Consider the following 13,418-nt stretch of genomic DNA (forward strand, 5'->3'; position numbering starts at 1 on the left):
CATGAGCGACGCGAGCGGGACCACCCCCGACGAGCCTGGGGCGCCGTACGAGGCAGTGCCGCCGGACGCGGCGGGACCGGAGATCGCTCCCGCCGATGCGGTGATCCCGTCCGCCGATGACGTGATCCCGCCCCCGCCACCGGAGACGCCGATTCCGGAGGGGCTGCTGGCGACGCCGGACGCTGCAGACGATGTGCTTCCGGCCCCGACCCGTCGCTCGGAACGATCCCGTCCGACGCCCGCGATCCTCCAGGGTGAGCAGCCCGCGGCGGCCGCCGACGACTGGGCGCAGCGATCGATCGCGCCGGAGGTCGCCGACACCGGGAGCTACCGGGTGCTCGCCGTCGTGGTCTTCGTCGTGCTGTTCCTGCTGCTCGCGGCGGCCGTGGTGACGCTCGTGGTGCTGATCACCACTGTCGGGCTGCCGTTCGCGGCGGCCGGCCCGGACGCGGGCTTCCTGCCGATTCGGGTGTAGCGCTGCGGAGGGCGGCGGCCCGGTCTGCCGCTGCGGCGTCGGTGGCTGCCCGTCCCGTCGCGGTGCCGAGTGCATCGACGGCGTCGAGCCCTCCGGTCACGAGGGCGACCACCGCATCGAGGGTCGGGTCCGCCGACAGCACTTTCGTATGGCCGAGACCCACGGTGCGGACGAGGCGGGAGCGGCCGCGGTGGGCGGCGTGCAGCCTGAGGGTGTCCTGGTCGGTCATCCGGCGGTCGCCCCGATCGTGCACGAGGAGCAGCGCGGTGTCGGCGGGCAGAGGATCCGCGGCCGCATCGTATCGCTCGGCGGCGGAGGCGGAATCGAGGCCGAGTCGGCGGTGGAAGCGGGTGCGGAGCCGTTCCGCGGTGGCGGGGTCGAGGCGGAGGTCGTGCGCGAACTGGGCGAGGAAAGCCTCGGGAGCCGCGGCACCGGCGACGACGGCGACGGCGGGGACCGGGCCGGACGTCCGGGCGACGGTCAGTGCCGCGAGACCCCCGAAGGAGTGGCCGATGAGGGCGGAGAAGGGGCCGTGGGTGTGTTCCAGCTCCTGCGCGGCCTCGACCCAGTCGCGGATGTCGGTCCTCCGCCCGCCGGAGGAGCCGTGGGCCGGAGCGTCGAAGGCGACGACCCGGAGCCCCTCAGCGACGAGCTCCCGCACGAGTGGCGCGAACTGCGAGGCGCGGCCACGCCAGCCGTGCAGAAGCAGCACGGTGGGCGGACCCCCGCCCCACGTGTAGGTCGTGACGGGGATGTCGCGCACGAGGATGCTCCCGCGGCGGGCGGCCTCATGGGTCGCGGCGTCGGCGGCACGCACGGCCATCCGCGGGCGGGTGGAGAAGAACAGCCGGTATGCGAGGTCGCCGGCGAGGCGGGGAGTGACACGTCCCACAGCGGGGAGGGTGCGGACGAGGAGGGTGGACGCGGACGGCATGGGGGCTCCTTCACCGAACTATACGAACGATCATCCGTATAGTAGGCGAACGATCGTTCGTATACTAGGGCTATGACGGACACGGTGATGCAGGACGGTCGGCGGGCGCGGGGCGATGCCTCCCGCCGCATCGTGCTGGAGAGTGCGACCGACCTCGCCTCCGTCGAGGGGTTGGACGGCGTGACGATCGGGCGCCTCGCCGCGGCCTCGGGGTCGAGCAAGAGCAGCATCGCGACGCTGTTCCAGAGCAAGGAGGGCCTGCAGCTCGCGACGGTCGCCGCCGCTCGGAACATCTTCGTCGCGCGGATCATCGAGCCTGCCCGCGCCCAGCCGAGAGGAGCGCATCGCCTGGCCGCGCTCCTCCACAATGCCTTGGTCTACTCGAAGGACCGCGTCTTCACGGGCGGCTGCTTCTTCGCGGCGACTGCGGCGGACGTCGACTCCAAGCCCGGCCCCGTGAGCGATGCCGTGCAGGCAGCCCTCGTCGACTGGTACGGGTACATCGAGGCGCAGCTGCGGTTTGCCGCGGCGGAGGGCGAGGTCGACGCGGCCGACGTCGAGGTCCTGGCCTTCGAGCTCGTCGCCCTCAATGAGCAGGCCAACGCGCGGTCGCTCCTCCTGCGGAGCGACAAGCCGTACGGGCTCGCGGTGGCCGCCATGCGCGCACGCCTCCGTGACGCCGGTGCCCCCGACACCGCCCTCGCTCTCCTCGCCCTCTAGCCCCATCCCGCGGCCGGGGCCCCATTCCCCCTACGGGATCACGAACGCCCCGCAATCCCGCTTCGAAGGCCCCCTTCTGCTCCCGTCCGACGGCCGGGTCTGCCCCCTTCGCGTGCGGGATGAGAATCGGGCCCCGAGATCCGCCGGAAGGGGCGTTTCTGATCCCCGTTCGACGGTCGGGGCCCTGCCGTCTTGCGTGCGGGGTGAGAAATGGGCCGCGAGGCGCGACGGGGGGGGCCGTTCCTGATCCACGCACGTGCCTTCCCTGTACTTGTCACCTCGGGCCCTTGCGCATGCACCGGGCGCCTCGTCCCCGCTCCCTCCGCGCCGCTTGCCTGGATCACCGGGCGGGATCGAGAACGTGCCGCTGAGCTGTTCGGGAGGGGCGATTCTGATCTCGTTCGGAGAGTGGGTGCTCGCGTCGCCGAGGTGTGGGATCGAGAATGTGCCCCGGAACGGCTTGGGAGGCGCGACTCTGATCCCGTCTCGGCTCAGGGCGCTTCGCCCGCGTCCTCACCTCGGGTCGCACTGGGGTGCGGGTGGGGGATTGGGAAAGTGCCGCGGGGGCGCCCGAAGGTGCGGAAGTGATCCCGGTTCCGGTTTCGCGAAGCGCAAAGCGCCTCACCCGGGAGTCGGGTGAGGCGCTTGAGGGGGACGGTCAGGCGGCGTGGCCGTGGCGGAATCCGGCGTCGAAGCCGCGCTCGAATGCGCGCTCCGCCATCCGCTGCGCCCGATGGCCGTGGCCGTGGCCGTGGCCGCGATGCGCGTGACCGTGATCGCGGTGTGCGTGACCGTCGTGGTGACCGCGTCCGCGGTACCCGCCGTCCTCCTCGCCATCGTGACGGTCGAAGCCGTGCCGGGGCTCGAAGTCCCCGTGTCCGAAGCCGTGTCCGGCACCGAAGCCGTGCCGGGGCTCGAAGTCCCCGGGTCCGAAGCCGTGTCCGGGTCCGAAGCCGTGCCCGTGCCCGTGCCGGCGGCCGAATCCGTGCCGGGGGCCGAAGCCGAACCCGGGACGCCGCTTCCGGGGGAGAGGAGTCTCCTCGTCCCAGTCGAAGGCGCGAGCGATCTTCTCGAGTGCAGCGAGGGTCGTCGCCATCTCCTCGTCGGAGACGGCGCCGGCGACCTTCGCGCGGATGCTGTCGACGGCGGCGCCGAGACGTTCCTTCGCCGCGCGGCCTTCCTCGGTGAGTGTCCACCCGTCGCCGTCCGCTTCGACCCAGCCGCGGTCGACGAGGTCGTGCAGCTTGTGCGGGTTCAGCGGGCGGCGCGAGGGCGCCGAGCCGTCGACGACGTTCAGCAACCGCCAGTCGCGACGGGTCGCGCCCTCCGCGGCGAAGGCGGTGGCGAATTCCTGGGCCATCAGGCGATCCACGGCCTTGAGCCAGTAGCCGAACGGACGGGAGCTGTTGTCAGAGGTGTTGTCTGTCGTGGTGTTCATGGTGATCCTTCATGGTCTGTGGTGCACCGATGACGGATGTCATCCGACATATCAATGTCAGTGTGCATGTGCATGCAGTGTGACATGGATGGGAGACGCATGTCAAGCTGCATGTAAAATCGGGGCATGGCCACCGATCCGATCGACCCCGCGTCCCCCGACGCCGCCGAAGCGATCGCGCAGGCGCTCTCCCGACTGCGCGGACGCCGCCCCGGACCCGGCGGTCGCGAGCACGGCGGGCCGCACGGTGCACACGGTCACGGCCCTCACGGCGACCCGCACGAGCACTTCGCTCACCATCGTGGTCACCCGGGGATGCCGCCCTGGATGGCCGACGGCGGCCGCCTCGGCGGACCGGCCCGTCTCCGCATGCTCGAGGCGCTCGCCGCCGCGCCGGAGCCCCTGAGCGTGAGCGCGCTCGGGCAGGCGATCGGCGTGGATCAGCCGCGGGCGTCCCGGCTCGTGCAGCAGGGCGTGCAGGCCGGGTTCGTGCGGCGCGAGGCCGATCCGGACGACGCCCGCCGCACCCGCATCGCGTTGACCGAGGAGGGCCGGCGGCTCGCCCGCGGGATGCGGGGGGAACGCCGCGAGATGCTCGGCCGCGCGCTGGAGTCCTTCACCGAGGAGGAGCGCACCGAGCTCGCGCGGCTGCTCACCAAGCTCGCCGACAACTGGCGCGCCTGACCGGCCTCACACCCGAGCGAAATCCAGCGAGGTCTCGTCGTCCACCGAGAGCGACAGCACGACGGTCTCGACAGCATCGTGGGCCTCGATCCGCCGCTCCACCTCCCGCAGCCGCCGGGCCACGTCGTGCTCGCGCGCATCGCCCGCGAGGTCGACCTCGGCGACGAGGAACAGGCGATTCGGCCCCACGTACTCGATGTGCAGGTAGGTGACCCGCTCGATCTCGTCCATGCCGAGGAGGGCCGTGCCCACCCGCGAGCGCAGTGCGGGGGACACCGACGTGCCCACGAGGAACGCGATGTTCCGCCCGATCAGAATCACGGCGACGACGCCGAGCAGGATCCCGACGAGGATCGACCCGATCGCATCCCACGCGGCGACGCCGGTGAGCTGGTGCAGGAGGATCGATCCGCCCGCCAGCACGAGGCCGATGAGGGCGGCGGAGTCCTCGAAGAACACCGCCCGGAGCGTGGTGTCGCTCGTCTCGAGCACGAAGTCCCACGTGGAGGACCCGCGTTCCTTGGCCAGCCGACGGGAGCGGACCATCGCCTGCGTGAACGACGCCCCCTCCAGCACGAAGGCGATGCCCAGCACGACATAGGCGACGACCGGGCTCTCCACGGGGCCGGTGTCGGACAGCTCCTGGATCCCGTGCATGATCGACACGATCGAACCGGCGGTGAAGATGCCGAACGCGGCGATGAGAGACCAGACGAACGCGTTGCGGCCGTAGCCGAGCGGATGCCGGGCGTCCTTGGTCTTCGCGCCGCGCCGGTCGGCGATGAGCAGGAAGATCTCGTTCCCCGCGTCGGCCCAGGAGTGCGCGGCCTCCGCGACCATCGACGCGGACGAGGTGATGACGGCGGCGACCGTCTTCGCGATCGCGACGAGGATGTTGGCGAGGAAGGCGAGGACGACGGTCACCGGGTCAGGCTACTCCCGCCGGCCCCGCTCTTTCGCCGGGCACAGCTTCGGAGCCCCGCCGCGACTCGCCGCCGTCAGGGCCCGACGGCCGGCGTGTCGGCTCCGAGGTCCGAAGTCGTGCACGGAGCGGACTCAGCGCGGTGCCTTCACGGGCAGCAGGAGGAGGAACCCGATGATGAGCACGATGACGATGCCGAGGATGCCGTAGGCGGTCTGGCTCGTGGCGACGATCAGCACGGTCCAGGCGGCCGAGGCCATCCAGCTCGCCGCCCTGCCCGTCGTGGCGTAGAGGCCGAAGATCTCGCCTTCCCGTCCGGCCGGTGTGACGCGGGCGAGGAAGGACCGTGCCGCTGCCTGCGCCGGTCCCACGAAGGCGCAGAGGACGAGGCCGCCGATCCAGAACACGAGGGACCCGGCGTCGCGCAGCAGGAACACCGCGAGTCCGGCGACGATCATCGACCCGATCGAGCCGAGGATGATCCGCTTGGGGCCGAGGCGGTCGTCGAGGCGTCCCGCGATGATGGTCGAGACACCGGCGACGAGGTTCGCGGCGATGCCGAAGACGATGATGTCCTGGGTGCCGAACCGGAACACCGCGGTGCCGATGATGGCGCCGAACGCGAAGACGCCGCCGAGACCGTCGCGGAACACGGCGCTGGCGAGCAGGTACCAGAACGTCGACCGGGTTTGCGGGTCGCGGTAGAGGCCGATCACGTCCTGCACGAGCACGGCGTACGAACGGAAGAACCCGACCTTGCGCTCCGGCCGCCCGAGGGACGGCTCCGGCACGTTGAGGAAGATCGGGATGCTGAAGACGATCGCCCAGACCGCGCACCCCACCGCGATGAGCCGGTACGCGAGGCCGTTGTCGGTGGACATCCCGAACCAGTCGAAGGTGTCCAGCAGGACGACGATGACGAGGGCGATGATCCCGCCGAGGTAGCCGAAGCCCCAGCCGAGTCCGGAGATGCGGCCGACGTTCTTCGGGTTCGCGATGCCGATGAGCATGGCGTTGGAGTTCACCGCGGCGATCTCGCCGAACACGGAGCCGGCGGAGATCAGCGCGACGCCGAGCCAGAACAGGGCCGGCTGCGGCTCCACGAACCACAGCCCCAGCATGCAGAGGATGAGGGCGCCGGTGCCGATGCCCAGCCAGAGCTTCTGTCGTCCGGCCGCATCCGCGCGCTGACCGAGGACGGGGGCGAGCAGGAGGATGCCGAGGGCGGCGATCGTCGAACCCAGTCCGAGACCGGAGGCGAGGTCAGCCTCCGCGGCGACGCGGACCGGGTCGCTCGGGTCGAGGGCGGCGACCTCCGGCGGCAGGAATGAGGCGCTGACGAGGTACAGCGCGGTGAAGACGAACGTGAGGATGACGGTGTTGAACGGCTGCGTCGCCCAATCCCACAGCGCCCAGGAGTACACCTGTTTGCGGGGTGCGGGGGTGTCTCCGCGCAGTTCGAGTCCGACGACGGCAACGGCGCCGCTGTTCGCTGTCGCCACGGGCTCGGGGGCGCCCGCGGCGGGATCGGGTGAGGTCATGCTCGAAGTCTGGCCGCGGACGGTGAACGGCCGGTGACGGCGCGCCGTCACCGGCCCCGAGCGCGAGGCGGGGTCAGAGGGCGGGACCGCGACGGATCCGCACGGGTCCGCGGGCGTCGGCGATCCGGACCGGTTCACCCTTCTGCGTGACGACCACCACGTCGCGGGAGGCGAGGTCCGCCGCGACACGGCGGACGTCGGGCATCCGGTCGCGCCATGCCTCGCCGCCGACCGCGCGGGCGACGTCGCTCGGGCAGATCGACGAGTCGGTGCGCTTCCTGGTGAGGGCGCGCATCGTCGCGGCGATCCGCTCCTCCGCCTGGGCTGCGGAGGGCTCCTCCCACCACGGCGCCCCCCGCTCGCCGAGGGCGGTCTTCGCATCCTGCACGCGACCGCGGGCGTCGGGCTCCGCGTTCTTGACCGCGCGCCGCGCGGCCATCAGCTCGTCCACGAGCTCCTGTCGCAGGTTCTCGGGGATCGACGGATCGGTGGCGCGCCACCGCCGGCCGTTCACGACGATGTGATGCCCGTCCGCCGCGCGCTCCGGTCCGGCCCCGTCGACGCTTCCGGTCTCCTCATCCGCCATGCCGCCATCCTCCGCCGTGCCCTCCACTTTTCCCATCCCCTTGACGCCCCACCCCCCCACCCCCCACCGCCCCCGCCGCCCCCGCGCCTCGTTCCGGCTCACTAACGCTCCGAAAACCCGCCCCCCAGGTTCGGAATCCATCTCCCGCCGAGGACCTCTCCCGACGGGAGTGCGAAAACGTGCCGCGAGCGCGACGGGGAGGAACGCTTTCGATCCCGGGACGGGCGGGACCGGACGGAGCGAGACGTATGAGGATGGGGACCGGGACGGGTCGGGACGGGTTGGGACGGGAGGAGCTCAGTCCGTCCGGAGGGGGCGGAGGGTGCGGGCGTAGTCCTCCTTGAGCACCGCGAGGTGCAGCCACGCCTCGATCCGGGTCACGCCGGGGAGGGCGCGCAGCCGCTCGAGACTTGCGTACAGGGCTCCGGCGGAGGGCTCGACGAGGGTCGCGACGGCGTCGAACCGACCGAGCGTCCGCGCGGCGAAGTCGACGCCGCGCCCCCGCCGCAGTTCGTCGATCACGGCCTCGTCGTCGTCTCCGAGCGTCATGCCCACGCCCATCGAGAGCTGTCGATGCGCGAGCCCGCGGGCCTCCACGGCGCTGATCTTGATGACCCCGGCGTCGATGAGGCGCTGCACCCGGGTGGCGACAGCACTGGGGGAGAGTCGCACCTGCTCGCCGAGCGCGCGGAAGCTCATCCGTCCGTCGGTCTGCAGGAGTTCGATGAGAGCCTCGTCGATCCCGTCGAGCGTCACCCCGCCGTGGTACTCCGAGACGAAGAACCCCTTGATCACGGTCGAGTAGATGATGGTGTTGATGTCGAGCACCCCGGCGCTCCCGCGGATGCGCGCGAGCAGGTCGTGGAGCTCCGACATCGACCCCACCCGCACCTCCGTGACGATGTCGTGCGCGCCGCCGACCGCCGACACCAGCACGGTCTCGGACATGTCGCGCAAGTGCTCGGCGACCACCTCGACGGCGCCGTCGGTCCGGATCGACACGTGTGCGAGGACGTGCTGGCCGAGGAACACCGGGTCGACGGCCGCGACCACTCGCACCGTGCGGTCGCCGAGCAGGGTGCGCAGGCGTGCCGCCACGATGGCGCGGGACTGGCCGACGCGCTCGGCGAGGGAGAGGATGCTGGCGCGGCCGTCCTCCTGCAGCGCCCGGATGAGTTCCGCGTCGAAGTCCATGTCCGATCCGATTCCGTCGATTTCCCCGCAGTGCACGGTCGTCCGTGCAGAACCTCAGCGTAGAGCGCGTCGAGGCAGAGAGGAAGGCCCGCTGTGCGCGGTACTGTCGACAGACCTCCAGTGAATGACGCGTACGGCTGGAGTTCTGCCCTTGCTCACGGTGCTCCACGTCCGTAGCATCCTTCGCTATCCGACACCATCCGCGAAGGAGCGGGTCCATGACCACTACCCCCACCCCCCGAAGCGGCGTCCACAGCCGCGCACGCCGCGCCGGCATCGCCGCCTTCGTCGGCACCACCATCGAGTGGTACGACTTCTACGTCTACGCCACGGCCGCCGCCCTCGTCTTCGGCCCGCTGTTCTTCCCGAGTGACGACCCCCTGGCCGAGACCGCCGCGGCCTTCGCGACGTTCGCGGTCGCCTTCCTCGTCCGCCCCCTCGGCGGCATCGTCTTCGGGCACATCGGCGACAAGCTCGGCCGGCGTGTCTCGCTCGTCATCACGCTGCTGCTGATGGGCGCGGCGACCGTCCTCGTCGGCTGCCTCCCGACGTACGAGAACATCGGCATCCTCGCGCCCATCCTCCTCATCCTGCTCCGCGCCATCCAGGGCCTCGCGGTCGGCGGCGAATGGGGCGGCGCGGTGCTCATGAGCGTCGAGCACGCTCCCGAGAAGTCGAAGACCTTCTACGGCGGCTTCACCCAGCTCGGCAACCCGGCCGGTGCCCTCCTCGCCTCCGGCATCTTCGCGATCATGGCCCGCGGCGGCGACACGTTCATCATCGACGGCGGCTGGCGCATCCCGTTCCTGCTGTCCATCGTGCTGATCGCCGTCGGCCTCTGGGTCCGGTATCGCGTCGAGGAGTCGCCGGTCTTCGAGGAGAAGATCGAGGGTCGCAAGCAGTCCATGCCGCTGGCCTTCGCCCTCCGTGTCAACTGGAAGCCGATCCTCCTCGGCATCGGCATCCTGCCCATCTCCACCGGCGGCTACTACCTGGCCACCACCTTCGCCACCGCCTACGCGACCGGCGAGCCCATCGCGATCAGCGAGCAGGTCATCCTCGACGCGATGACCCTGGCCTCGTTCGTGGAGTTCGTGGTGACGCTGCCGGTCGCCTGGCTCGGCGACAAGTGGGGCCGCAAGAACGTCATGTACATCGGTCTCATCACCTCCGTGCTGACCTTCGCGCCCTTCCTGCTGCTGATGCCCGGACGCGTGGAGCCGTTGATCTTCCTCTTCGCCTCGCTGGTGCGCATCGCGATGAGCGCGACCTACGCGCCGATCGCGGCGATCCTCGCGCAGATGTTCCGTCCGCAGGCCCGCTACACGTCGATCGCGCTGGCCTACGGTGTCGGAGCTGCGATCTGGGCCGGGTTCTCGCCCTGGTTCGCCACCCAGCTCATCGCCTGGACCGGGAGCGTCTGGTCGGTCATCGCGATGTTCGTGGGCATGGCGGTCATCGCCGGGATCTGCACGCGCCTCGCGCCGCAGCACTCCGACGAGGCTCCGGTCACGGCCTCGTTCACCGCCCGAACCGACACCACGGCGAACCGCCTGCCCTGACCGGCCCCTTCCCCGTACGACACCACCGCGAACAGGCTCCCCATGAGAAAGCTCACTCCCTTCGACCGCTCGGCCCAGGCCGCTCCCGCCCTCATCACCGCGCGGGCGATCCACACGGCGGACGCCTCCGACACGACGGCGACCGCGATGCTGACCGACCGGGGGCGCATCGTCGCCCTCGGCACGGCGGCGGCGTGCGAGGACGTGGCGGCGCGGGCGGGCCTCACCCCGGAGCGCGTCGACCTGGGGGAGGCGGTCGTCGTCCCCGGCTTCGTGGACGCACACGCGCATCCGCTGATGTTCGGGCAGATGATGACGTGGGTGGACTGCGGCCCCGAGAAGGCGGGGAGCATCCCGGAGATCGTGGCCCTGCTGAAGGCCGCGGCCGCCGACCTCCCCGCCGGACGCCCGGTTCGCGGCTACGGCTACGAGCAGCGCAACCTCGCCGAGAAGCGGCATCCCACCCGCTTCGAGCTCGACGAGGTGGCCGCCGACCGCGAGGTGTACCTCATGAACGCCTCCGGTCACGGCGGCGTGGTGAACTCGTACACGCTCGACCTCAACGGCGTCGACCGGGACACCCCGAACCCGGACGGCGGCGAGTTCTTCCGCGACGCCGATGGTGAGCTGACGGGTGAACTCTCGGATGCGGCGTGCAACATCCTCACCGGCGTACACGGGGTGAAGATCGGCCATCACGGCCCGAACTTCCACCTCGCGGACGAGCCGGAGGAGCACCTGCGGCAGCTCGACGCGGCGACGCAGCGGTTCCTCGCGGGCGGCGTCACCTCGATCGGCGACTGCCAGGTCACGCGGCGCGAGTTCGACATGTACCTGCGGCTGGCCGAGGCCGGGCGGCTCGAGCTTCGGGTGTCGATGTATCTGCTGTCGCACCTGCTCGACGAGGCGCTGGAGATGGGGCTGGTCGGGCAGTTCGGCAACGCGCACCTGAGCTTCGCCGGCATCAAGTTCTACGCCGACGGCACCCTCGGCGGCTGGACCGCGTACTTCCCGGACGGCTACGTCGGCGACCCCTGCCGCACCGGCCAGCTCTACCACGAGCCCGCCGACTACGCGGAGCTCATCCGCAAGGCGCATGCGGCCGGGCTGCAGACCGCGACGCACGCCCAGTCGCCCACCGCGATCGAGATGGTCGTGTCGGCGGTCGAGGCGGCCCTTGCGGAGCGTCCGGACGCCGACGCCCGGCACCGCATCGAGCACTGCGGCCTGCCCACGCCCGCACAGATCGAGCGGATGGCGGTCGCCGGCATCCGTCCCGTCAACCAGACCCAGCACTACTTCAACTGGGGCGAGGGTGTGGAGGAGGCCATCGGCACCCCCGGCGAGCGCTTCAACCCCCTCGGGGAGTTCGAGCGCGCCGGCGTGCCCATGACGATCTCCTCGGATGCCCCGGTCGCCGAGCCCATCCCCCTGGAGGCGATCCAGACCGCGGTCACCCGGGTCACTCGTCGCGGACACCAGCTCGGCCCGGACGACCTGCGCATCTCCGCGATCGCGGCGCTCCGAGCGCACACGATCGAGGGCGCGGTGTCGATCGGACGGGAGGACGACCTCGGCTCGCTGGAGCCGGGCAAGTACGCCGACTTCGCGGTGCTCTCGGGCGACCCGCTCGCGGTGCCTGCCGAGGAGATCGCCGCGATCGAGGTCCGTGAGACCTGGGTCGACGGCGTCCGTCGCCACGCGATGTGAGGATGACACGATGAGCACCGACATCAGCGGAGACGACCGGTACGCCGACACCGCGGGCCGCGCGGTCCTGGAGACCATCCGCGGCTACGGGGTCACTGCGATCTTCGGCATCCCCGGCACGCACAACCTGGAGTTCTACCGCCCCCTCGCCGACCTCGGCATCCGCGCCGTGACGAACCGCCATGAGCAGGGATCGGGGTACGGCGCCGACGGCTGGTCCCAGCAGACCGACCTTCCCGGTGTGGTGATCACCACCTCCGGTCCCGGCCTGCAGAACGCGATGAGCGCCATCGGCACCGCGTTCTGCGAGTCGCGACCACTCATCGTCCTGTCCCCGGGCGTGCCGCTCGGGGCGGAGTTCGCCGACGTCGGCACGTTGCACGAGACGAAGGACTCCACGGCCATGGTCGGTGCGATCGCCGAGTGGTCGCGGCGGGTGTCGTCCGCGGCGGAGGCGGTGCAGGCCGTGCACGACGCGTTCCACCTCTTCCGAACCGGCCGCCCCCGACCCGTGCACATCGAGATCCCGCTCGACGTGCTGGAGGGGACCGCCGAGGTGCCCGCGGAGGACCGGAGGCCGCGGTCGATGCCCGACCGCATCTCCGGAGACCCGATCGCGCTCGCCGAGGCCGCCCGACTGCTGTCCGCCGCCCGCACCCCGGTGATCGTCGCCGGAGGGGGCGCGGTGGACGCCGCGCACCAGATCGTCGCGGTGGCCGAGCGGCTCGGCGCCCCCGTGCTCACGACCCTGAACGGCAAGGCCGTGCTCGACGAGCGGCATCCGCTGTCGCTCGGATCGAACCTGCGTCTGGCCGCCGCCCGCGCCGTGGCCGAGGACGCCGACGTGCTCCTCGTGATCGGCTCGAAGCTGGGCGAGGCGGAGCTCTGGGCACCGCGGCTCGAGGCGCGCGGTGCGGTGATCCGCATCGACATCTCCCCGGAGCAGCGTGACAAGAACCTCGCGGCGACCGTCGGCCTCACGGGAGACGCGGCCGCGGTGACCGACGCCCTCCTGCCGCTGCTGCCGGATGCCGCCCGGGCCGCCCGCGACCTCACGACTGAGCGGGCCGCGCTCGAGGCCGAGTCGCGGGCGACAGCACCGGACACCGTGGCGCTCGCCGAGGTCATCGCCACCGCCCTCCCCGTCGACGCGATCGTCGCGGGCGACTCCTCCCAGATCGTCTACCTGGCGCTCGGCAGCGTGCTGCGGCAGGAGCATCCGCACTCCCTCCTCTACACGCCGACCTACGCCACGCTCGGCTACGGTCTGCCCGCCGCGATCGGTGCGGCCGTCGCGCAGACGGAACGCCCGGTCGTCACGGTCATCGGCGACGGCGCCCTGATGTTCTGCGTGAACGAGCTCGTCACGGCCGTCGAGCAGCGCCTCGACCTCACCGTGGTGTGCGTGGACAACGGCGGGTACGCCGAGATCCGGCAGAACGAACTCGACCGCGGGATGGCGCCCGTCGGCGTCGACCTCGTCCAGCCCGACTGGGCCGCGCTGGCCACGGCCTTCGGGGCGACCGGACGGCGCGTGGCGTCGCGCGCCGACATCGCCCCGAGCATCCGCGCGGCCATCGCCGACGGCGGGGTGCAGCTCGTGCACATCCCGCAGCACGCCCTCTGAGCCTCACACCTCCCGACGAACAGGA

The 13,418-nt window shown here is 71.4% G+C and carries 12 protein-coding genes; 6 read left to right on the top strand and 6 right to left on the bottom strand.

The genetic code is table 11. From position 1 onward, the window contains the following. Position 1 precedes the first annotated feature (1 nt). Complete coding sequence (locus AB1285_RS16115; protein WP_187662671.1) at positions 2-475, top strand: hypothetical protein; 474 nt, start codon at positions 2-4, stop codon at positions 473-475. On the opposite strand, the gene AB1285_RS16120 is transcribed toward AB1285_RS16115, so the two are convergent. Then, positions 408-1,409, bottom strand: coding sequence for an alpha/beta hydrolase (locus AB1285_RS16120; protein WP_370428272.1), 1,002 nt, complete (start codon positions 1,407-1,409; stop codon positions 408-410). The two genes, AB1285_RS16115 and AB1285_RS16120, sit on opposite strands and share 68 nt — an antisense overlap. 72 nt (positions 1,410-1,481) lie before the next feature. Between AB1285_RS16120 and AB1285_RS16125 the strand changes: the two genes are divergently transcribed. Next, a complete protein-coding gene (locus tag AB1285_RS16125; protein WP_370428273.1) occupies positions 1,482-2,129 on the top strand; it encodes a TetR family transcriptional regulator C-terminal domain-containing protein in 648 nt (215 codons plus the stop codon). Positions 2,130-2,787: 658 nt separating this feature from the next. Here the strand turns inward: AB1285_RS16125 and AB1285_RS16130 are convergent. After that, positions 2,788-3,567 (bottom strand): MarR family winged helix-turn-helix transcriptional regulator, encoded by a 780-nt coding sequence (locus AB1285_RS16130; protein WP_370428274.1) that lies wholly within the window; start codon positions 3,565-3,567, stop codon positions 2,788-2,790. 126 nt (positions 3,568-3,693) lie between these two features. On the opposite strand from AB1285_RS16130, the gene AB1285_RS16135 reads away from it, so the two are divergent. Beyond that, positions 3,694-4,251 (top strand): MarR family winged helix-turn-helix transcriptional regulator, encoded by a 558-nt coding sequence (locus AB1285_RS16135; RefSeq protein WP_232089121.1) that lies wholly within the window; start codon positions 3,694-3,696, stop codon positions 4,249-4,251. A 6-nt stretch (positions 4,252-4,257) separates the two neighbouring features. Here the strand turns inward: AB1285_RS16135 and AB1285_RS16140 are convergent, their stop codons facing one another. The 4 genes from AB1285_RS16140 to AB1285_RS16155 form a co-directional block, all read right to left on the bottom strand. Then, the gene (locus AB1285_RS16140) at positions 4,258-5,175 is read right to left on the bottom strand and encodes a cation diffusion facilitator family transporter (protein ID WP_187662667.1); all 918 of its coding nucleotides are present in this window, start codon (positions 5,173-5,175) and stop codon (positions 4,258-4,260) included. Positions 5,176-5,307: 132 nt separating this feature from the next. Then, positions 5,308-6,714, bottom strand: a complete 1,407-nt coding sequence (locus AB1285_RS16145; protein ID WP_187662666.1) for an MFS transporter — start codon at positions 6,712-6,714, stop codon at positions 5,308-5,310. Between the two features lie 73 nt (positions 6,715-6,787). After that, on the bottom strand, positions 6,788-7,300 hold the full coding sequence (locus AB1285_RS16150) for a DUF3253 domain-containing protein (protein WP_187662665.1): 513 nt from the start codon (positions 7,298-7,300) through the stop codon (positions 6,788-6,790). 297 nt (positions 7,301-7,597) lie between these two features. After that, the gene (locus AB1285_RS16155; protein WP_187662664.1) at positions 7,598-8,494 is read right to left on the bottom strand and encodes an Lrp/AsnC family transcriptional regulator; all 897 of its coding nucleotides are present in this window, start codon (positions 8,492-8,494) and stop codon (positions 7,598-7,600) included. A 218-nt stretch (positions 8,495-8,712) separates the two neighbouring features. On the opposite strand from AB1285_RS16155, the gene AB1285_RS16160 reads away from it, so the two are divergent. The 3 genes from AB1285_RS16160 to AB1285_RS16170 are packed head-to-tail and all read left to right on the top strand — an operon-like array spanning position 8,713 to position 13,393. Then, a complete protein-coding gene (locus AB1285_RS16160) occupies positions 8,713-10,056 on the top strand; it encodes an MFS transporter (protein WP_187662663.1) in 1,344 nt (447 codons plus the stop codon). Positions 10,057-10,098: 42 nt separating this feature from the next. Beyond that, on the top strand, positions 10,099-11,766 hold the full coding sequence (locus tag AB1285_RS16165; RefSeq protein ID WP_370429118.1) for an amidohydrolase: 1,668 nt from the start codon (positions 10,099-10,101) through the stop codon (positions 11,764-11,766). A gap of 10 nt (positions 11,767-11,776) precedes the next feature. Continuing rightward, the gene (locus tag AB1285_RS16170) at positions 11,777-13,393 is read left to right on the top strand and encodes a thiamine pyrophosphate-binding protein (protein WP_370429119.1); all 1,617 of its coding nucleotides are present in this window, start codon (positions 11,777-11,779) and stop codon (positions 13,391-13,393) included. The last annotated feature ends 25 nt before the right edge of the window (positions 13,394-13,418 follow it).

Source organism: Microbacterium sp. NRRL B-14842 (genome assembly GCF_050470785.1).

Bases quoted from the DNA above. Each gene is read 5' to 3' on its own strand.
- AB1285_RS16115 (WP_187662671.1), top strand. From the start codon at position 2: ATGAGCGACGCGAGCGGGACCACCCCCGACGAGCCTGGGGCGCCGTAC.
- AB1285_RS16125 (WP_370428273.1), top strand. From the start codon at position 1,482: ATGACGGACACGGTGATGCAGGACGGTCGGCGGGCGCGGGGCGATGCC.
- AB1285_RS16145 (WP_187662666.1), bottom strand. From the start codon at position 6,714: ATGACCTCACCCGATCCCGCCGCGGGCGCCCCCGAGCCCGTGGCGACA.
- AB1285_RS16120 (WP_370428272.1), bottom strand. From the start codon at position 1,409: ATGCCGTCCGCGTCCACCCTCCTCGTCCGCACCCTCCCCGCTGTGGGA.
- AB1285_RS16150 (WP_187662665.1), bottom strand. From the start codon at position 7,300: ATGGCGGATGAGGAGACCGGAAGCGTCGACGGGGCCGGACCGGAGCGC.
- AB1285_RS16155 (WP_187662664.1), bottom strand. From the start codon at position 8,494: ATGGACTTCGACGCGGAACTCATCCGGGCGCTGCAGGAGGACGGCCGC.
- AB1285_RS16135 (WP_232089121.1), top strand. From the start codon at position 3,694: ATGGCCACCGATCCGATCGACCCCGCGTCCCCCGACGCCGCCGAAGCG.
- AB1285_RS16160 (WP_187662663.1), top strand. From the start codon at position 8,713: ATGACCACTACCCCCACCCCCCGAAGCGGCGTCCACAGCCGCGCACGC.
- AB1285_RS16130 (WP_370428274.1), bottom strand. From the start codon at position 3,567: ATGAACACCACGACAGACAACACCTCTGACAACAGCTCCCGTCCGTTC.
- AB1285_RS16165 (WP_370429118.1), top strand. From the start codon at position 10,099: ATGAGAAAGCTCACTCCCTTCGACCGCTCGGCCCAGGCCGCTCCCGCC.
- AB1285_RS16170 (WP_370429119.1), top strand. From the start codon at position 11,777: ATGAGCACCGACATCAGCGGAGACGACCGGTACGCCGACACCGCGGGC.